Below are 20,404 nucleotides of genomic sequence, written 5' to 3'. Positions count from 1 at the left end.
GTGGCTGACCTACTATCTGTAATTCGCCGCCATCCTCCCCTGATCGTTGCAGTTCTACTCGGAATTGGCATAGCGGTCGGCATAGGTGTTGCGCTCTCGGCAATGTCTGTCCTGGCGCCACCACCTTCTCCGCTTCTCCGGCCGTTCGGCGACAACAAGCACTGGATCGTCAGCGAAGACCTCGTCTACCGCATTGGAGATACCGCAGACTACGTCGTCGTACCAAAAGGCTTTGTAACTGACTTTGCCTCCATCCCACAGCCACTCTGGTCAATGGGCCTTTCACCTCATGGACAGTACAGCCGTGCCGCCGTCATCCACGACTACCTCTACTGGGCACAAGGCTGCGTCCGGGAACAAGCAGATCGACTAATGGTACTCGCGATGAAGGAGAGCGACGTTGACAAGTTCGACGAGGTTGCGGTCTATGCGGGCGTCTATCTGGGAGGCAGAGGTTCTTGGGAGTCCAATAGGCTGGAGCGCACTTCCGGCCTGCCAAGGGTGGTTCCGCCGGACTATCTCATCCCAGCAGACCCGAACAGTCGCTGGCAGGACTATCGAAGATTCTTGGTCGCTCAAGGAGTGCGAGACCCAGTGTTCGACCGCACTCCCGCCTATTGTCACCACGGAGACACGACACGCGTTCCACACAGCAGCACGCGTGCACAGAAACAGGACGAATGAGGCCTAACTTGGCGTTAACTCTGCTACCCCAGAGTCTTTGGTCGCTCGGCCTATCTCCTTATGGCCAGGACAGCAGGGCCGCTGTGATACACGACTACCTGTATTGGGCCCAGTGTTGTATTCGCGCGCAATCCGATTGCCTAATGGTGATCGCAATGAAGGAAAGCAACGTAGGTAGCTTTGATGAGTGGGCTGTCTATAGCGCTGTACATCTGTTCGGAAACCGGGGTAGATTAAGAATCTTGGCAGCTATGCGTTAGCCTCGCGCGTAAGGTCTGAGAGACTAGGAAGAGGAGCTTCCAGCAAACGCCCTGCGTGATATACGCCCGCGCCGAAAAGGTCGTTATCCCATCCGGGTGGTGTCGTGCAAATGCCTGATGCTGTAAGTAGGTGTTTAAAAGCAGCCACGCGCGCCCAACGTTGGTCTCCGTACTTTTCGACCAGTGCTGCCTCACCATGTTTAGCAAGCCATAGAACCGCGATGCCTGCACAGATCGCGGTTGCATAGGACGTTCCGTCACCATTGGCTTCAATCACCTGCTTCTCTCTTCCTTTTGATCGAATCATTGACGGGCGACGGATGCGATCCGCGGGACCGCAGATGTCGACATACGTCCCCCGAGCAGAACCGCTCCACGGTTTGAAATTCCAATTGCCGTCTGCTTCAACTGGGGTCACGCCTCCTACTGTTACTACTCGGTTATAGCGCGCGGGGTAAATAACCTCTCGGATATAGTTGCCAGCGGCTGCACAAATGATTACACCGTTCTCATAAGCACAGTCGATAGCCGCGGCAAGACTGCCTAAGCCAAATAGCGCGCCGAGGCTTATGCTGATTACCTTACACCCCTTTTTTTCGACTGCATCAAGAATTGCGGTTGAAATATCGTCCTTCACGTGATCAACGAGGACGGAGTCAGTAACGCGATAAGGAATGATAGAGACTCCAGGCGCAGCTCCAAAAAATGGGGCGACTGGCGCGCCCCGCCTTGGTGGTACATACAGGCCCGCCAAAACACTTGCTGTTCGAGTTCCGTGGCCGCCGTTGGCGCCAGATAGATTATCGAGAGGTTTAGGCGATTCGGATGTACGCCTATACATTGCGCCTTCATCATTCATTGCAAGCGGGTTGTATAAAGTATTAAGACCTAGATTTGGTTTCACAAACGGAGCAGAGTCATTTCTTCCAAATCCAAGTGCAGTATGTTCCGTATATCCTGTGTCGATATGCCCTACTTTAATTCCTGACCAATCTTCCGGATTTACAAACTGGTTCCACGCGTCAGGGATTCCACTCGCCGTAAGGAACCAGTCCAATTCAATATCGGCGTTTCGATAACGTCCTAACGATGTGGGTGCGGTTCTGTTATCCTCTGCGCGGGAAGGGTTCTGGTTATCTTCCGCTGCGCGGGTTCGAAGAATTTCGACGAGCGCGGTCTCCGATATCTCATTAGCAGCTTCTGCACCCGCCGAAAGCAATTTCGTCCTTATGTCGTCAGCGAGCGCATCGGTTATGCCAGAACACACGACGTGCCACCGGTCTCCTGCAGGTAGCAAGAGTGACCCCCATACATCAAGATTCAGTTTCCGCAAATTAGCTTCAAAAATTGCTTCCTGTCCGCGCTTTAACCTCACCTGCCATATCGACTCTGTGGCGCGATCCGTAATGCTCATATTTTCTCCAACGGAGTAAAGTTATTCTTACCAAAACAATCGTTCGTAAAGACAATCGTCGGTAGACTAACTAATTTTAAGCCCATCCGACAATTAGCCATTCGAATTTAGGTCCTCATGTCTTATTGTGGCGCTAGCTTTACCACCTTATTAGTGGGCATGAATCGAATAGCGACGCCATCTCGTTTCGCGAGCACCTGTATCGTGGCGAATGTTCTATCAACTCTATCGATGACATAGGGAAACGCAACTAGTGTTTCGCCTAACGGTCTTGTAAAGTCATCCCAGTGCACTGGGACCACGACCTTTGCTCCTGTTGCCTTAACCGCTGCGTTCCAATACTCCTCGATGAGTTTGACCCGCGTGTATTCATTCGTTTCTGTTCCGATTCCACCGATAGACAATATTGTTATATCGGCCTTGAGTCCCTTAAGTGCGTCACTTAATTTATTGGCGCTGGTCACAAAAAGAATGCCTGCGCTTTCGTGCTCAATGAGAAACGAATAGTTTTCCCCCGGTCTAAAATCGGTAATCTTCGCGGGAAATCTGAAGTCCGGATCAATTGAGTCTTGTGACAACAAGCTTGCGGAGTGGGGGGTTTCAATTGCAATCACTTTAAATTTGTTGTTCTTGGAAGAATAAACACTTCCGTTCCGTATAATTTCTTGATTCGTTAATGGTGCATTGAGTACGCTTTTGAGTTCTGTGTTGTCGACTGCATTGGCTACAATTAATGCCGACCTCGAGCCATATATGGTAGCCCCCGTCAATTTTGCTATGAATCCGGCGTCTAGTGCGTGGTCGTGATGTGCGTGCGCAACGAATATTGAATTCAAGTTAGATGGAATGCAACATTCAACGATTTTCTTAAGTCGCGCTTTGTCAGGGGATAGTCTCCCGAAAAGAATTTTATTCTTGTCCGGCCTTGAGAAAAAGCCATCGATTAGTATTGCGTCTTCCCCGTCGTTGAATAAAATCGTAGTTGTTCCAAAAAAACGCGCAGAAATCTCGCCGTGCTCGGCACTTTCATAAAAATACGATGCCGTTAGCGGTGGAAAATCGGGGTGTGAATTCAGTGCCACTGCACCGACGCCTACCAACGCTACAATTATATTTATAAGTGCCATCTTCTTAGTGCGTCAAAGCAGTAGGAAAGCTCGCCGCGGAACTTGCATACGGGTTTTTACTGGTGTGCTCACCCTGTCCTTCATAGACAGGCTTTTGACATCAGCGTGCAGTCTAGACAGTTTCTACTTTATAGTCTGAATGAATATATTTTCAAGGTTTTTCGCTCAACTGAATTGCATCACTCTTGATGAGGCTGTTGCTCTTTAGATGAATATGACATATAAAACGCAGCCGCGTTTGAGCTCTGCTTGTTGGTGCTCCGGAACGTGATCAGTTGCGCTTGGGCGTAATCGCTTTGGTTTCTAGACATCCTGTAGCCTCAATATCGGGGCATGACTGAGATGTTTATGGAAGAGAAGAAGTCGGGTCGTCGCTTCACCGAAGAGTTCAAGGTCGAAGCTGTCAGGCAGGTCACCGAGCGTGGCCATCCTGTGGCGGAGGTTGCTTTACGCCTTGGTGTCAGCACGTACAGCCTGTACGGCGGGATCAAGCGCTATTAGGTGAGCCCGGCTCAGCGGGTGCAACAGGACGGTCAGGCCGATGAGATTCGGCGCCTGAAAGCGGAGTTGCGCTGGGTGAGCCAGGAGCGCGACATCCTAAAAACGGCCGCCGCGTACTTTGCCAAGCAGTCCGGGTGAAGTACGCCTTCATCAAGGCCCACGAGATGGAATATCACGTACGGCGCATGTGTTCGGTGATGCGTGTGTATCCGAGTGGCTATTACGCCTGGCGCACACAGCCTGCGTCGGCTCGCGCCCGAGAGGATGCCCGGCTGGGAGCTCTAATCCGCACCAGTTGGGAAGAGAGTGGATACGTCTATGGGTATCGCAAGATCAACAACGATCTGCGTGAACTGGGTGAGCACTGCGGCAAGCATCGCGTGGCGCGTCTAATGCGCCTGGCAAAGATGAAGTCACAGACAGGGTATGCGCGCAGGCCGCACTTTCGATCCGGCAAACCGGCAGTGGTGGCGCCGAACCATCTGCAACGCCAGTTCGCTGTCTGCGCACCGAACAAGGCTTGGGTTACCGACATCACGTACATCCGCACGCATGAGGGTTGGCTGTATCTGGCAGCAGTGCTTGATCTGTTCTCGCGGCAGGTGGTGGGCTGGTCGATGGGCGAGCGCATGGCGCGCGATCTGTCCATCAACGCCTTGTTGATGGCTGTGTGGCGCCGCAAGCCGACGGAGGAGGTGATGGTGCATTCCGATCAGGGCAGCCAGTTCAGCAGCCACGACTGGCAGGATTTCCTGAAGGCGCACCATCTGAAACCGAGCATGAGCCGGCGCGGCAACTGTCACGATAACGCGGTGGCCGAGAGCTTCTTCCAGTTGCTCAAGCGCGAGAGGATCAAGCGGAAGATCTATCTGACGCGGGCTGATGCGCGTGCCGACGTGTTCGACTACATAGAGATGTTCTACAACGTGAAGCGTCGGCATGGTTCGAGCAACGTGCTCTCGCCGGTAGAGTTTGAACAGCAATACTTTCAGAGGCTCAGTGAATCGCCCCGGTTTTGCGGAGGCCCACTGGGTTAAGTCAGGCCTCCACCGCGGAAGCCCGACGGGTAAGTTACCGATAGTAGTTTGCCTCTGATTCTGCTGGCGGAATGTAGCCGATGAGTTCGAGCAGGGGGTTGTGGTTGAACCAGGACACCCATTCCACCGCCTCCCGGGTCTTCCACGGCGCCCCACTTACTGATCGATCAGTCGGATTTCCGGTGCTCGCGACGACCTGAGCAGGCGCGGCGGTGCAGTTCAAGGCGTTGCCGAGTAAAAAAACGGTAGCCGAGACGACTGCGCCAGTTAAGCCCAATTCTCAATCCGCCAATTGCCTCAACGATTTCGCTCTGCGCTTTCAAAACCCAGCTGGACCAGCATTTCGCGGCTTTTTTCGACCTCTGCACGGACGCTTTCGAGCGTGCCGCTGCGATAGCTGAAATCGCTGCAACGAGCGTTATAGTCATTGACCACAGCGTTAAACGTGTCGACGGCGCTTTGCGAATTTCTGTTCGCACGCTCATGCCAAGCGGAAATACGTATGCCCTCCGACAGGCAGTAGCGTATCTGTGCCGGGTCCAGTACGAGTCCCTTGCCGATCGGGGGAACACGCTCTACCAACAACGTTCTCGAAACTTTGGTTTGGGGTGGCGTGTTGCCTGCAACGACCGGTTCGAGCGGAGGCAGCGGTGTCGGCGCAGGCGGGACCGCAGTCGCCTGTATGGGCACGGTCGGCGCAGGCGAGGCAGGCGCGCTCGATGCGTGGCCTGACTTCGACGACTTGGCGTCACGGTCGCCTATCGGTACAAAAAGGAGGCCGACGCAGAGGCTGATGATCAGCCAGCCCTTGCCGTTGAAGGCGTATCTCCAGGTTGCGATCGGCTGTCCGACGTAGAGGGCGCGAGACGACCGGCTTGGCGCCTCCAGATCGGTCACCATGCCCTCGATTGCTGCGAATCCTCTTTTTTTTCCGTTGTCTCGCGTCACGATCCGTCAGCCCCTTATCGAGTCGCTGAGTTTCAGGCAACGTCTTGTCAGGCAGTTGCGCACGACGTGCTCAAGCACATGAACATTCCATGTGCTGACGTAGCACGCCGACCCTCTGACATTGCTTTTGTTGCTCTGGCCGATCAAGAAGCAGCCGTCCTTTCGACCGACGCCGACTTCATCCCAACCGACGCGAACCCGGTCGTTCAGCCCGAAAAAGTTTTCCCTTACCAGCGTTACGGCGTCGTCCTCGATCGTGATGCTCTCGAAATGGAAGGATGTGCCCTGGGCGAGCGCCGAAATCATGTCGGAAACCAGTCCGACACAAACTGCCCGCCACAGTCGCTCGATGAACACATCGGCGATTGCCTGATCGAATATCTTGACGGTTTGCTCCGAGAAATTGTCTCCAAACCCAACGATGTATCTGATAACGCCAGTTCCCACCGGCCCATGCCGCATTTCTCCACAGCGCACACGGGTGATCGTCTCGAGCGGGAAGGTTTCGCCGTTCCAGACCACACCCTCCGGCGAGATGCCCAACTCCCGCCTGAACATTGGAAAACCAATCTTCGCGCGAAAGCTGATGCGATGCGGATCGTTCGTTTCGTCAAACGCGCCGATTGCCTTGGAGTCTTCTTCCAGCAATTCCATCAGGTGTGTGAGTTCGGCAAACAGTTCCCGCAGAAATTCAATCATGCTGCGAAGATGATTGCGCATTCCATGCGTGTTGTTCAGTTCAACGCTGAGGTTTCTGAGATCGTTGCCAACCTTCATGCTCATCGGATGCGCAGTGCCGCGAGATTTGGCACTGATCAGGATCGGTTGCGCGACCCTGACCCACTTGCGCACGACCGCCTCAAGCCTCGCCGTAATCACTACGAGTGCTGTCTCGCCGAGCGGCGCCGTCTCTCGGGCAGCATTGAGCAGTGTTGTAATGTTGTCGTGCTCCTTGTGTAGGAACCCCTGCACCTCGACTTCGTAGCTATCGACCAGATCCTCGATCAATGTCGAGCCTTGCTTCTCGCCGTTGCGGGTGGCTCTCTTCACCGCCCCGGTCATGGCGTCGATGAGCCTTGCCGGGTGCATGGAGTCCAGAAGATTCTTCAGCGCCAATCGATATGTTCGACGACGCTCGGCAAGTTCCTCCTCGACAAGGTCAATCCCGCGCACCTCGGGGAACCCGGCGATCACCCTGTCGGCATTCACATTGCGAAGGACTGCTTCAGGCTCGATGCTGTCAACAAGATCGGCAAACTCGCTCATGAATTCGGCCAGGGATGCAGCGGATTCGTCCGCAGGAACGCGCTCGCACGCATCTGACATCAGATTGGCGAGGGCCAGGCTGGACAGGCCCGGCTCAGCCAGAACCGCCTGCGGAGAATCCGCGAGCATCTGCAGGACTTTTTCAACGGTGGCCGGGGCAACTCCGGGCAGCCACGCCATTTCGCAGGAAAGCCGAGCCCGCGGATGGGTCAGGTCGGCGCGGGCCTTCGAGCACAGGTTGCCGTCCAGGTGCAGAGCGCGTTCCTCCGCACTCTCGACGATCTTGCGGCGATCGTCCTGAGGGGTCACGCCCAGAATGCTGAACGGGTTTGCGTGTAGCCCGGTGTTGATGTGGTTCATGCCGATGCTAACCCTTGGCAAATGAGGTTTGGCGTCAGGGAGAAGGGTGTGGATTCCAATTCTCAGAAACCCAAGCGATGCATGCACCCCGCTGCTGCGCGAGCTTCTGCTGCGCGCATGCGGGCGCCCGCAAGTGCGGACCCACAACGCATAGTTCCCTCATCTGGCAAATTCTGAAATACGCCAAATCGGTACCTTTCACACAAATCCTATGCGCTGGCCGGCGTTGTCCCCATCTCTCGACGGCGTTGCATCGAGTGCCGCGAGCAGAAAAGCCTGCCCCAGCGAATTGCGTCCGGCGCGGGCAGACAGTCGGGCGCCTTCGCGAACGACGAAGGTGACATCGGAAAGCGGGCGACCCGTCAATCTTTGGGACAACGGCACCGGATCGACGGTCTCGTCCTTCGGTAGCGTCACCAGCAGCTTGTTGAGCAGCGCAAGCACTTCATCTTCTTTCGCGTAGTCGACCTTGATGACATGGTCGAAGCGCCCACGCCGCATGATCGCTGAATCGATCATGTCGAGCCGATTGGTCATCGCGATGATCAGGACTTCATTTCGGGCGGCTTCAGGGATGCGGCGCAGGAACTCGGCAAGTTCCTCGACCCGGTGGTGGCCACCTCCGCCACCGCTTTCCCGGTCGGCGAGGAAAGCCTCCATTTCGTCAATGACCAGTACGCACGGGGCGATCTGCATCGCTTTCGCGAACACGTCGGATATCTTGCGGCTGGTTTCGTGGATGAAGGCGCTTGCCACGGCGGAAGCGTCGATCTGAATAGCCGGCCAGCCAAGAAACTCGATCAACTGCTCGACCGCATAAGTCTTGCCGCATCCGGGCGGCCCATGCAGAACGATCGCTGATGGAAAACCCACGCCGAGCGCCTTGTAGCGCGCCTGATTGCGAACGATGTCGACGACGTGCTCGTTGAAGAAAGCTTCGAGTTCAGGCCGGCCCGGAAGCTCGAAGGCCTTGTCCGAGGCGACACCGCCGCCCTGCCGCGCGCTTGCTGAAGGCGTGCGTGCGTCGCTGGCCGGCACGCCATCCTGACGTGGTGCCTGCGCTGCGCGAAAGCCATAAGTCGAGGAACCTTCTGAAGCACCCATTCCTGCAGTGTCCACAACGTCCATCAGATCCTGGGCGCCTAACCATGTCAGCATCTGCTGAAGCCTGCGGAATGACCTCACTGACACGCCGGCACCGCCGGTGAGCCACTGGCCGAGAACAACGTCGTCACCCGCGGGCGCGGTGTCGCCGAACGTCGGCAGCAGGCGCCTGAGCTTTGCGACATAGATTGCATCCTGCAGGGGCGTGTGGGGGTCAATCGCGCGGGTTTGCCGCAGCGCCGCCGCAAATGCCAGTGCCTCGTTCTTGTTGTTTGGCGAACGACAATCCGACAGCGGCGCGAGCATCTGGTCAGAGACGCAAAACAACTCCCGGAAAGAATCGGACCCAAATGAAAAGGCGCGGAATTCGGCTTCGCCGGTCAGCCCGGCCGCAGCCCACTTTGCGAAGAGATCCTCTGTGACGATCAGTGCCTTGCCGCCATCGCGGGCGTCGAGGATTTGCCAGTGGGCGTCGCCGTGAAGCGGCCGGCCGCACCGCGTGCCGTCCGGCAGAGTGAATCCGATCGGAAGCCAGCTATCGGGCGTCATGCTCAGCTCACCACGATGTTGGAACTGGCGATTATGTCGTCCTCGCCCGAGGTACCCACGCGAATCGAATCGAGTCGGGCGACGACCTGCCGGAGCTTGTTGATATCGTTGGCTTTCAAAGCCAGTTGCCCCATCTGGCACAGCTTTTCGTGTTCAACTGTGTCGGGAAACAGAAACACGTTCCTGGAAAGCTGCTGGAACCGGTTGATGACAAACCAGTCTTGACGCCAGAGAATCAGAAAGCTCTTGTCGTTCAGCTCCGACAGATGCAGATCAAAGTCCCCACGGTTGTTGTCGATCGCACGCTGCGCTGCCTTGAACAGATTTTCGAAGTCCACGGTTTCCGAAGGGCGGGCCATCTGACGGAGTCGCAGCTCGAAGTTTTCAATTGCCTTGTCGAGTTCCATCTGCCGGATGACCTTGATGTGCTCCTTGCGAACCAGCGCGAGTAGTTTCTTCGCCTCCTGAATGTCATCCATCGCCTGTTTGGCCGTTTCTGGGTCGCCTTCGAGGTCTTTGGCGACCGACGCGCGCCTCAGGCGCTCGCGCGCCTGAGCGATCCGGGGGTCGTCAATCTTTGACTCAACTTCATCCAGACGGTTGCCGATTTGCTCCAGTTCCTCCGTCAGGCGTTCGGTCGCCTTGGAATAGTCGATCTGTCCTTCTTGCCTGGAATAGAAATTTCGGCCGCTGGAGAATGAGTTGCCGATCGAAGGCACCGTGACTTCCAGAACGATGTTGCCCGAATCGAGCACCTCGTATGCACACTGGAGTTCCGCACCCTTGGCGATCACGCCAGCGGAAAAGTCCGATCCTCTGATTTCGAACATGCCGATGAAGCGGTTGTCGGAGACTGGGTCTTCGATCGAACCTTCCCAAAGTTTGAACTTGATCGAACCTCCCGCGCCCGCGAGCAGCGATTCCTCAGCTTTGAAAGTCTTCTTGCCGATTTTGGGCAGCTGGTCGCCATCGCGAACCAGGTAGTCGAGGATCATTCGACCGCCAACCTTTTCCCGCGCCTCGACCCCGATTGAATGAGAGGCCGGAATCGCATCAATCTGTGCAGCGGTTCGCGAGATACCGATCCTGTCCTTCATAAGCTTGACCGGCCCACCGGCGGCATCGAACACGAACACCTTGAACAGATTCTCGCCGGGCTTGGCCAGGGGAACGTCCACACTCGCGCCATCCGTCAGCGCGACGCGGCCGGAAGACCATCCGGTGTCGAGGCTGTCGACCTGGAACTCGACCCCGTCATCGACCTTGCCGCCGATTCTAGCGACCACCTTGGCCTTTGAATCGGGTGTGCGCGCCCGGTAGTTGAAGGCCAGATCCAGCCCGCCACCTGTCGACAGCGCGCCGCGCCCGCTTTTTCGCCCACGGTTCTGGCTAGACCAATCGATGGATTCGGCAAAAACGGCTGCACCTTCAGCCACCGCAGTCATCGGGTTCACGTCGGTGGATGCGGCTATACCCAGTTCGACTGCGACCTTGTCGCGCAAGGGCTTGTACTGGGTCGGGCCTCCAACGAACACCACGCGGCCGATGTCGCCGGCGTTCAGTCCGGCCTTCTCCATGGTTTCGCGAGTCGCTGCGATGGACTCTTCGATCTTCCCCGAAATCAGTTCGTCGTAACGCAGGCGACTCAAAGAAATGTCGAGGTAAATGTCGACGCCCGCCTCGTCGCGAACACGAAGTTCGCTGTCGTCGAGCGTGACAACAGCTTCGTCGCTTGACGAGAGCTCGATCTTTGCCTTTTCCGCCGCCCACGTGGCCATGTGACGTAGCGTGGTGTAGCGCGCGTCTGAGTAGAAGTCCTCCGGCAGATCGAAGTTTTCAAGTAGCCAGGGCTTGACGACGCTGTCGAGCAGGGCGCGGTCAAAATCGCGACCGCCGCACATGGCGATGCCACCGTGAGCCAGCAAACTCACCCGCCCGTTGATGCTCTCGGCGATGGCAACATCGAGGGTGCCCCCACCGAGGTCGTACACCAGGAACATGCCGTCCTCGTTGCTGTGGCGCATCACACTCATGACGGCCGCGACCGGCTCCTGCATCAGGGCGACCTTGCCCATGCCCGCCATCTCGGCAGCCGCCATCGTGGCGTCCTTCTGCATCTGGTTGAACGCAGCGGGCACCGTGATCACCGTGCCGGTGTCCGGGTCGTTGCGCACATCCTCCGGGAGATAGCCAAACAGCACCCGCAGAATTTCTGCGCTGCACTCCTCGGGGGTCAGTGTCAGATCGACCGCCGGCAACTTGACCGGCGTGCTGGTGCCCATCAGCCGCTTGAACAGGGTTGCAGCGTTCTCAGGGTTGCGTGCCGCATTGTCGTAGGCGCGCTTGCCGACATACTTGTTGCCGCGCCTGTCGATGAATATCGCGGAGGGCGTGACATCGTTCTGGTCGGGACTTTTGAACAGGCGCACGATCTCGCCGTCGTAGGCGCTCACTGCACTGTTGGTTGTTCCGAGGTCGATTCCGATGTAGTGCTTCATGGCTGGGCAACCCTCGCAAGCATGACGGTTCCGCCGCGCACCAGTCCTTCGGGCCCCATGACCACCGGCTCGACCATCTGGTCGACCATCAGTACATCGTCCGGCCCGAAGTCTGCGATGTTCAAGGCGGAGACCGCCATGCCAGGGTCGTAGGGCTGGCCTTCGAGGCTGACGATGCGCAGGCCGAACGTTTCGAGTCCGTCGTCGATCTTCTTGGCGAAATAGCGGGCCTGATTGGTGTATCGCCCCGCTTCCCATGGATCGAGTTTGTCAAGCAGGCGGGCGAACACCTTAGCGAAACGCCAGCCTTCGACGGAAACGTCGATCAAGGTCTTTCGTTCGGGATGTTCGCCTTGGTCGCCCCGCATGCTTTCCATGCCTCCTCCCTCACCGCAACGTCATCGAATGAACGGGCATGTCTGATTCGCCGGTCACCGAAAACAGGCGCAGACATGCTACAACGCAGCGTCAATATACCCGTTTCGACTGTACCAGAGCCTCGCACAACGACCCATCGCGGAACGTTCAATGCCTGTCATGAATCTGCAACGCTTGCGTCGAATTTGCCTGGCTGAAGCGCGCGCTCGGTGCCGAGGAAAATCTCGTTCAATTCACAGTTTGATGAGCCGCCTCGGCTGACCCGCACGCGGCACCAACCGCTGGCCGGTACGTGCGGCGACCCGTGCGCAACTGGAGAGCGCGCTGCGCCTGCCTGATGCGCTGGTAATAGACCTCGACCTCGGTACGCCGGGTCAGGCTGGCGCTGATCCCATCGTTGCCCTGCGCGCCGTCTGCAACGATGAAATACCGGCGCTGCTCGTGTCGGCGGGTGTTGCGGTGCTGACCCGAGATCGACCGCCGCTCGCGCCCGCGGCTCAAACCCCTTGATGCGGTCGCACTGGGTTCTGTGCTGACCGGGCTGTTGATGTGAGCCGAAACGCTGCGCGGCGATACGGATGCCGAGGACGAAGCGAACGATAAGGCGAAGGCCTAGGAGCCTGCTGCTCACGCGCCATAGGCGGCTGTGTCGCCAAGGACTGGCAGAGGCTCCGGGAGTACCCGCACACGGCATTTGACGGCCCCGGCGCGGCAGTTCGAGCGGTCGGCGTTTCGCTGAACGATGCACAGCAGGCATGACGTTCTAGAGTCAGCCGTCAGAACTTGGCAGGTGCCCGAGCGCGGCGACTGAGAAGGGTGCCCTCCGATTTTGCACGCGCCGGATCATTCGTCTGATCATCCGTTGCTCATGACCCTAGCCAAAAACAGGTGTCTCCAGTTTTGTGGGGAGGTTGCCTGAAGGTAACCGACTGCACACCAGTTCAAGAAACTGTTGTTCGCTCAGGATCGGAAACATGCCCATATTGCTGTGGGTCCGCCCATGATCCCATTCACAAAAATACGCATGCTCCTTGAGATCGAAGGCTTCGAAGGTGAAATACCTGCTTGATGGTGAAAGGGTTCCGTCATAGGCGGCGTTGTCGTCGAGGCGACGACACAACGCGACGTAGTAGGTTTCTCCACCCACGCGGGGTTGGGGTGTGCGGAGCACCGATATCGCAAATTCTCCGTATATGACCTTTCTGCAGCTGACCGACCCGAGCATGGATCGGATGTACGCGATCTCCAACCTGGTGTGGCTTGCTGATCCCGGCTTGAACATGCCATGACTCTGGCAGACACCAAAACTTTTGGACCACATATGAAGAAAGGCCATCCCGCTCTGTTCGTCAGGGATGAGCGCGCTGATCAATTCCGGGTGGCGAGTGAAAAGTGCGTCGGGCAGCGTGATGTGCTCGAACGCATAGACCAAAGGCCGCGCCAGACTTCCGGCCAGTGGCCCGGTGTCGCGAATCCACTCGTAGGGCTCGGTGATTGATTCGGGTTGACTACTGGATTCCGACGCAGACATGGTTTCTCCTGTTCGAGACAACGAGCCGCCGAAACGGCACTTTTTACGAAGGGCCGGGGACAGGTGATGCGCGCAACGTCCACGCTACTCAGTATTTCATATTGCTACCCGACGGTCGTGCGTGCTTATCGCGCGAACGATCCGATCCGATCCGATCCGCCAACGCTTCATCATCTGCGGATTCCCGGAGAATCAACCGCAAACAGATACAAGAGTAGGCATCGCACGTTTCGCCGAGATATCTCGATATAGCCTCAGCGCAGAAGTCACAGAGGTGACAACCCTTTCAAGAAAGGGAACGGTCATGCGCAACCCGAATGCGCTACCGGGAAACGAACGTTCGACTGACATCGTCTTGCCAGTCAGAGATTGATCCCTGCAAGGCAACGATCGACCTTTCCGACATCGTGGGCATGAGTGCCGAGGGTTGAGTCACCCGTTAAGTTGGACTCTCAGAGCTTTGATTGATGTTCGGGATGCAGCGAGTCTGTGGGGCGTGATTGAATTGGCGCAATAGTGCGCGCCACTGACATCGTCGCGCGAAGCCGATGAGGCGGCGCGTCACACAGAGTCCGCAATCGAATAGCGGATCACGTTCGGGACGGGCGTGACCGGCTTTAATTCAGTCCGACTCGATTATGCCTTTTTTGGCTGAAATTGACTTTCTCAGTTTGCCGCATACATTTCCTGAGTAGTACAACTTATGGAGATGGTAATGACGCAACCTGCAAAAAAAACCACACAACAGTATGAGAAAGTCTTCATCCGCCTGATAAATGGGTGTTCTAGCGCAAATGAGGTACTCGAGAAAGCAAGGCAAACAACCAAGAACAATACATGGTTCTGTTACAAGGCCGCAGTTCTTTTCTGGAGTAATTACAGAGAACATGTGGCGGACGAAGCTCTTGAGCTGTCACGCGTTCCCACCGAGATCCAAGCGCTTTCGCAAAGCTTCTTAAGCGATTTAATTACAGCATTTCAGGCGGCGCCACCGATTCCCAAAGAAACTCGCAAACCACGGCACAGTAAGCGGAAGGACATGCGGGGTGCGCCGTCCAACTGGCGGGAATTGCTTTGGGATGAACCGGGGTTGAAAAAGTACAGGCTGCACTACGCCTTAAGTGCGGTTACCGGATGTCGGCCTGGCGAATTCGGCGAGGGTTTTTTGGTTAAGGTCATAAAGAACTATATTTTATTTGGAATAAAAGGACTCAAAGTAAGGGCGTCGTCAGGACAGCCTGCCAGGGTGTTGATCCATAAGCTCGCGGGAGCAAGGGGCCCATTTCTCTCTGAAATCGTCTTGACCGTCAAAGCTCTGCCGAAAAACAATCAAGGCTTTGTGACGATTGATTCAATAGATACCAAGGCTTACAGCGCCGCCATTAAACGAGCTTCTCTACGTTTGGGGTTGGGGGGTGAGACTGGGCTGAGTGCTTACAATTTGAGGCATTCTTTTGCAAGTGACCTCAAGGCTGCAGGAAAGACACCTGAGGAAATCGCGAGAGCTCTGGGACATGCGTCCACAAAAACTCAAAGCTGCTACGGGCACGCAGGAATGTCAAAAGGAGGTGGCGTTGTACCAGTGTTGATCCAGGCCACCAGGGCCGTGAAACTGCACCCGATTAGCAACGGCAAAAATTACCCTAATCGGAATCAATCCCGACACATCGGTAGGCCCTAACAACGATGTAGATCGACGTCGTGCTCGCCTGTTCCGATTGCCCGATTCACACTTGATTGACGGGTGGGTTCGAGGGTGGTCCGGGGCAGGGGTTGCCTGAAATTAATGGTGAAAACGAAGTCTTGAATGGTCTCAACTCAAAGCTTTAATTTGTTTAAAGTGTTGGATACGTAAGTGTCAGAGTCAGCGTTTGAATCGCTCCGGGTTGAACTGACCCCAAGAAGTTGTAAAAACCTCAAAGAATATTATGGAAAAATAAAAAATAAATTTTAAATTTTAAATTTTGGGCAATTCAGGGCACTGAACGAAGCGCATTCAGTGGAGCAGTGTAAGCAGTTGATCTGAGAGCATCGCGTTTCCAGACAGCCTCTTGATGATCCAATCCCGTCGCAGCTTCTTGTCATCGAACGCAGGCAATTCTGAGACATATCTCGCTAGCGGAGTAGCCATATGGTAAGGGCTGTGCCAAAGTAGATCGAACGTACTTTTTACGTCCAACTTGCCTGATTCAAGGATCCTAAGTACGTCCTCTTCGCTAAGCTGCCAGAGCCTCTTGGCAGCAGGCTCGCCTTCAGGTGTACCCAGCCGTTTGAGAAGTAGTGTTCGAGCCTCCGTTCCAGCCGTTAAAATGAGTTCGTCGCGGTCACCCCTTTCGCTTATGGGGAGGGCTTCTAACAGAGCGTGCCTCCACGAATCCGGGAAAATGTGTGGCTGAGCCTGCAATACAGAGATCTGCGCATAATCGATCTGGGCAATGTACTGAGCAGGCGCCGAATGCTTAATTGCCCACCTCCATAAATTTGATTTGAAGAGAAAGAAGGACCAACTAGGAAAGTTGCCAGTCGGCATCCCCTCATAAACTGCCGTCAAGATTAAACGGAGCGCGACGGTTGCAAGGCCATCTGATCGCTGCTTTTCCAATTGCTCGACCACAAAGTCGATGGCCCACTGGTGGAGAGCCAGCTCTGCCCACAATTCAACAGATATTCGCTCCCCTCTAGATAGCCCTGCAGCTATCAACAATGGTGCCAATACGTTGCTTCGCGGTTCGTCTGAGCCAGCTGGCCACGACTCGATCTCGATGAATACCCTGTACAAGGCCGTCATAAATCGACGCCACCGAGATGAACTTGAGTGTTCCGAGAAACCTCTTGCGCCAGCATGATCTGGCATCGGCGGTAGCGAAACGCTATTGCCCGCCCACCCAGGAAACAGCTGCAGAACCGCAGGGTTAAGCTTTCCGTACATCTTTGGTTTAATCGTTAAGCTCCAGCCCATGCACGCAGAGATCGTTTGCAACACGTCGGGATGATCAACGCGGGACACTGCCTTTCGCGTCAAAAGTAGTTCGACGCCACTATTGCCAGATTCAAAGTATCGGTTAAGCACCATTTCGGTGACGATATGCATGTCTGCATCAAGCACATGTCCTTCGGCCCGGCGATTTCCCAACTCGAGGAATAGCGACTCACTCGCGCCCACGGCCGAGGCTTCCCAAGGGTTGGCAGACCGAAGCATCCGGACTGTCTGCAGCAAGTCGGTCATCGACGCAGCCGAGAGGGCTGCATCGATCAGATACTGCCTGTCCGGATCTAAGGACAGCCGTCCCCAGGTCTGGAAATTGGCCGACTGAATCTCGGCTGCCAGCAGGTCTCTAATTCGCAAGTCAGCCAGTAGCTGTGGCTTCAACGCATAGTCACCCGATGCTCGTCGAGGCACCGATGCCAGAAGGCCATGGCGCTTGAGATCATCGAGTAACGTGGAAACTGCGTCGATTTTTTGCCGCGGCCTTTTACTCGACTTGACCGTCTTTACCGCGTTCGGATCGTTTGGGGCATCCATGTTTAGCGCTGGGCTCCCCTCAAATGAACACAAATGACGCCATTTTTCCCATTCCATGGGATCACCCCAAGGATGGTTTATGTGTTGCCAGACCGCATCGGCCAGACGATTAAACGTGTCTGATGTCCTGGAATCAATGGGTGCGAAACAAGACTGCAGGCGACGGCCGACGTCCCGACCCGCTGGGTCCGGCCGACCTTTCTTGGATCGACTATGAAACATGCGGCAGACGGTCAGCACATCCGATGGTGTCCTGACGAGACGCTCCTCGGGATCAAGGACCTCCAACCAAGTCATGACCTCCGCTTGCGCGAGCAACGTGTCGATCTTCTTCGTATCGAGCCGTTGCTGAACCCACACTATCAGCCTTTTCCTCCAATCGTCGTGCAGCGTCCAAACGAAGGACTTTTTAAACCAGGGAGGATTCGAAGTTCTTGGTGGCGAGTTCGAGAACTCGCCGTCAGGAGGGCTTGTACCGTGATTGGACGTAAATCCGTTTGGCATTGAAAAAGGGCAGATCACTAACAATGTGATTTCAGGCCAGCTTTCAGAAAGGACCAGATCTTCGCCGTCAGACTGGGTTGAAAGCACAATCACAAGAGGCATTGCTGACTGTGCATCCATCTTGACGTCCTGAAGACTTTCAACCTTCAGAACCTTGAACGCGGACGTGGCTTGAAGCTGCTTGATGAGCAGCTCTGCGCCTACTTCAGTTGGCACCCACAACCAAGAAACGCCCCGGGGCATTTTTCGCGCGTCACGCATCTGGTCCTTGAGCAGCCACGGCTTGAGGTCAAGCTCCCGAGGGTGATCGCTGTTGGCGAGGCCCTTGAGCTCAATAGCTATCCGGGCAAATGCAAGTTCGTACGGAGCCTCTGACCTAAGATCCAGAGGTGGCAGCTCCGGGAACTCAGCGAACGAATAAAGTTGTCCACCGTTCCCCTCGTGAATGCCGATGTCTGATGGATCTACGTTCAGCACCTCGGTGAGCGCGTCTAGATACCCCAGGTTCCTTTGCCACCAATCGACCTCACCCTTCGCAAGTTTGCCTATCCTCGTGCCCAGACTTCTTCGCTGTATGTTTAAGGCCAGCTCGGGCCTATGCAGAAGGATGGCTTCCGCCAAGGCATCGTTAGATTTGAACCCGACCTTAAGGCGGGCTTGTTCGATCAGCTGGCTCATCTTCAACTCCTTTAGTCCCGAAGACTAACAGAGGGTGATACCGATGCATCACAAGTGCATCGATGCGCATCGATGCATGCGCAATTGCGTATCAATGCAGGACTCTTATTCTGGCGTGGTTGAAATCTTCATCCCCACCCACTCAATAAGGAGTTCAATGTGCAAGTTCGTTTTCTTGGCCCACTTGGAGTCGTAACCGGTTCATGCACCTGGATGAGGGACACGGAACATGACTGGAGCTTTCTGGTTGACTGCGGTATCCAGCAGGGCGAGCCAACGCAGGATGTCTGGAACAAGGCGAACTGGCCGTTCGATCCCAAGGAGATCAAGTTCGTCATCCTCACGCACGCTCACGCGGATCACAGCGGCCTGATTCCGGCCCTTTACCGAAACGGCTTCCAAGGAGTTGTCTACTGCACGAGCGAAACCCAACAATTAGCTATCGAACTGCTGAAGGATGGCACCCGTCATTCGACGCTTACGTATGGCCTTACCGACATCGAAAAGGTTGTCTGGCGCACGACTGGTCCGGACCAACCGTTCGGGAGTTACTTTCCGGTCGCCGACGATTTGTTTCTGCAGTTTTTTCGAACCGGGCACATTGTCGGGGCCGTTTCTGTCGTTGTGTCTTGGGGCCCGAAGGGCTCTGACCAGCGAAGCATTCACTTCTCCGGAGACCTCGGCCCTGGGGCTGAAGACAGCGAGAGTCTGCCATTGCTGCGGTTTCGTATGGACCCTAGCAAGACTTGCAATTACGCTGTTGTTGAATCCACTTACGGAGACGTTATTCGAGCAGCAGAGAAGCAAGACTCTCAAACCCGCCGCGAGGAGTTGCGTCTGCTGCTTGATCAAACGATCGAACAAAACGGGGCACTCGTGCTGCCGGCGTTCTCGATCGCCCGCACTCAGGACTTGATGTTCGATCTTCACTGGGTCGTCGCAGACGGCAGCGGTAAATATGATCGCTTGAGATTCCTTCTCGACTCGCCACTTGCGAGAAAGGTGCATCCTGTGAATCGGCAAGCACTTCAGAAGACCGAACGCTCCTCTAAAGGTAAGGTCCGTGCGCGGTGGCTGGGTAAGCAATTCTTTCGGGACCTTGGCCTCGATGACGCGAACCCCGCTGACATCGCCGCAGGTCAATCCATTTTGGGGATGGTCTTCGATGACGCGCAAAATGACCAGTTGCGAGGTATCGCGACGGGCAATCAGATTGCAAGAGATTGGCGTCCGATATTCCGAAGCGCCGAGGAGGCTCGCCAGGCACGCCACGCTGATCTCGTCGGCCCAACAGTGATCGTTACGAGTTCAGGGACTTGTGACGGCGGCCCAGTCGTACAGTGGTTGTCCGCACTGCTTTCGCTGAAAACTACGACAGTGGCGATGACGGGCCATTGCTCACAAAGCACCGTCGCCGGACAACTGCTCGCAATTGCCCACGTTCCCTTGAACGAGCGTGTGCGCGACTCGGGATCGATTGCGTTGCCTGGCAAGGAGCCGATCCCGGTCTTCAAGGTTCAAGCAAGCATCTACAAGGTCAATGGCTACTCTGCACACGCCGACCAAAATGATCTGCTGAACTGGCTCCTGCGGGAACGCGAAGGCGTGTGCAACCTTGCTGCGCGCGAGGTTTTCATCCAACACGGTGAAGATCGTCATCGCAAATCGCTGGCTTCCGCACTCAGAGAACGAGCCCGATTGCGGCAACTTGATGTCCTTACTCACCTCCCGTCTGACCCGGAGCTTTGGTGGAGTCTCGAGCGGTCCGTAGGTTCTAACATCATCGACCTTGTTGCGGAGCGCTCCAGGATTGAACAAGAGATACTCGCGCTTCAGAGTCGACTTCGAGCGATGGGTTAGCGCAACTAAAAAGGCCTTCTGGAAAGGCGAACGCCCTTGGCCATATGGCGCGCGATCTATCTTTATCGAAATTATCGGGTTCTTTTTAGATGCAAAAGATCGAGCATTAGACCAAAGTTCCGGGATTGCGCGGCGCCGGGCGGGCTGCGGGTCGTTATGACAACCAACGTCTTGCGGCCGTT

13 protein-coding genes and 1 pseudogene are annotated in these 20,404 nt (G+C 55.8%); 5 read left to right on the top strand and 9 right to left on the bottom strand.

Annotated elements, in window-relative coordinates; genetic code table 11:
• Both NMQ16_RS06690 and NMQ16_RS19340 read left to right on the top strand, forming a co-directional pair.
• Complete coding sequence (locus NMQ16_RS06690) at window positions 1-684, top strand: DUF1353 domain-containing protein (protein ID WP_257079764.1); 684 nt, start codon at window positions 1-3, stop codon at window positions 682-684.
• Complete coding sequence (locus tag NMQ16_RS19340; protein ID WP_373566761.1) at window positions 681-944, top strand: DUF1353 domain-containing protein; 264 nt, start codon at window positions 681-683, stop codon at window positions 942-944. Before NMQ16_RS06690 ends, NMQ16_RS19340 begins: the two co-directional genes overlap by 4 nt.
• Here NMQ16_RS19340 and NMQ16_RS06685 read toward each other — a convergent pair.
• Both NMQ16_RS06685 and NMQ16_RS06680 read right to left on the bottom strand, forming a co-directional pair.
• Window positions 934-2,358: a S8/S53 family peptidase gene (locus NMQ16_RS06685; RefSeq protein ID WP_257079763.1), complete on the bottom strand. Its 1,425-nt coding sequence runs from the start codon at window positions 2,356-2,358 to the stop codon at window positions 934-936. The two genes, NMQ16_RS19340 and NMQ16_RS06685, sit on opposite strands and share 11 nt — an antisense overlap.
• Window positions 2,359-2,480: 122 nt before the next feature.
• Window positions 2,481-3,440 carry an MBL fold metallo-hydrolase gene (locus NMQ16_RS06680; protein ID WP_257079762.1) on the bottom strand — a complete coding sequence of 320 codons (960 nt, stop codon included), beginning with the start codon at window positions 3,438-3,440 and terminating at the stop codon, window positions 2,481-2,483.
• A gap of 393 nt (window positions 3,441-3,833) precedes the next feature.
• Between NMQ16_RS06680 and NMQ16_RS06675 the strand changes: the two are divergent.
• A pseudogene (locus NMQ16_RS06675) lies at window positions 3,834-5,023 on the top strand (IS3 family transposase).
• Between the two features lie 297 nt (window positions 5,024-5,320).
• Here NMQ16_RS06675 and NMQ16_RS06670 read toward each other — a convergent pair.
• From NMQ16_RS06670 to NMQ16_RS06645, 6 genes are all read right to left on the bottom strand, one after another.
• Entirely contained in the window at window positions 5,321-5,923 is a 603-nt protein-coding gene (locus NMQ16_RS06670) for a hypothetical protein (protein WP_257079761.1), read from the bottom strand.
• Between the two features lie 54 nt (window positions 5,924-5,977).
• On the bottom strand, window positions 5,978-7,597 hold the full coding sequence (locus tag NMQ16_RS06665) for a hypothetical protein (protein ID WP_257079760.1): 1,620 nt from the start codon (window positions 7,595-7,597) through the stop codon (window positions 5,978-5,980).
• A gap of 198 nt (window positions 7,598-7,795) precedes the next feature.
• Complete coding sequence (locus NMQ16_RS06660) at window positions 7,796-9,250, bottom strand: ATP-binding protein (RefSeq protein ID WP_257079759.1); 1,455 nt, start codon at window positions 9,248-9,250, stop codon at window positions 7,796-7,798.
• Window positions 9,251-9,252: 2 nt separating this feature from the next.
• Window positions 9,253-11,748, bottom strand: a complete 2,496-nt coding sequence (locus NMQ16_RS06655; RefSeq protein ID WP_257079758.1) for an Hsp70 family protein — start codon at window positions 11,746-11,748, stop codon at window positions 9,253-9,255.
• Window positions 11,745-12,077: a hypothetical protein gene (locus tag NMQ16_RS06650; protein WP_257079757.1), complete on the bottom strand. Its 333-nt coding sequence runs from the start codon at window positions 12,075-12,077 to the stop codon at window positions 11,745-11,747. Before NMQ16_RS06650 ends, NMQ16_RS06655 begins: the two co-directional genes overlap by 4 nt.
• 923 nt (window positions 12,078-13,000) lie before the next feature.
• Window positions 13,001-13,657, bottom strand: a complete 657-nt coding sequence (locus tag NMQ16_RS06645; protein WP_257079756.1) for a hypothetical protein — start codon at window positions 13,655-13,657, stop codon at window positions 13,001-13,003.
• Window positions 13,658-14,372: 715 nt separating this feature from the next.
• Here NMQ16_RS06645 and NMQ16_RS06640 point away from each other — a divergent pair.
• Window positions 14,373-15,338, top strand: coding sequence for a site-specific integrase (locus NMQ16_RS06640; protein ID WP_257079755.1), 966 nt, complete (start codon window positions 14,373-14,375; stop codon window positions 15,336-15,338).
• Window positions 15,339-15,653: 315 nt separating this feature from the next.
• Here NMQ16_RS06640 and NMQ16_RS06635 read toward each other — a convergent pair whose 3' ends face one another.
• Window positions 15,654-18,362 (bottom strand): hypothetical protein, encoded by a 2,709-nt coding sequence (locus NMQ16_RS06635; protein ID WP_257079754.1) that lies wholly within the window; start codon window positions 18,360-18,362, stop codon window positions 15,654-15,656.
• A gap of 159 nt (window positions 18,363-18,521) precedes the next feature.
• On the opposite strand from NMQ16_RS06635, the gene NMQ16_RS06630 reads away from it, so the two are divergent.
• Window positions 18,522-20,222, top strand: coding sequence for an MBL fold metallo-hydrolase (locus NMQ16_RS06630; protein WP_257079752.1), 1,701 nt, complete (start codon window positions 18,522-18,524; stop codon window positions 20,220-20,222).
• Window positions 20,223-20,404: the final 182 nt, after the last annotated feature.

This window comes from Methyloversatilis sp. XJ19-49 (assembly GCF_024580145.1).
In the GTDB taxonomy this organism is placed as follows: Bacteria; Pseudomonadota; Gammaproteobacteria; order Burkholderiales; family Rhodocyclaceae; genus Methyloversatilis.
The sequence above is the reverse complement of the archived record's forward strand: the minus strand, read 5'-3'. Positions and strand labels throughout refer to the sequence as shown.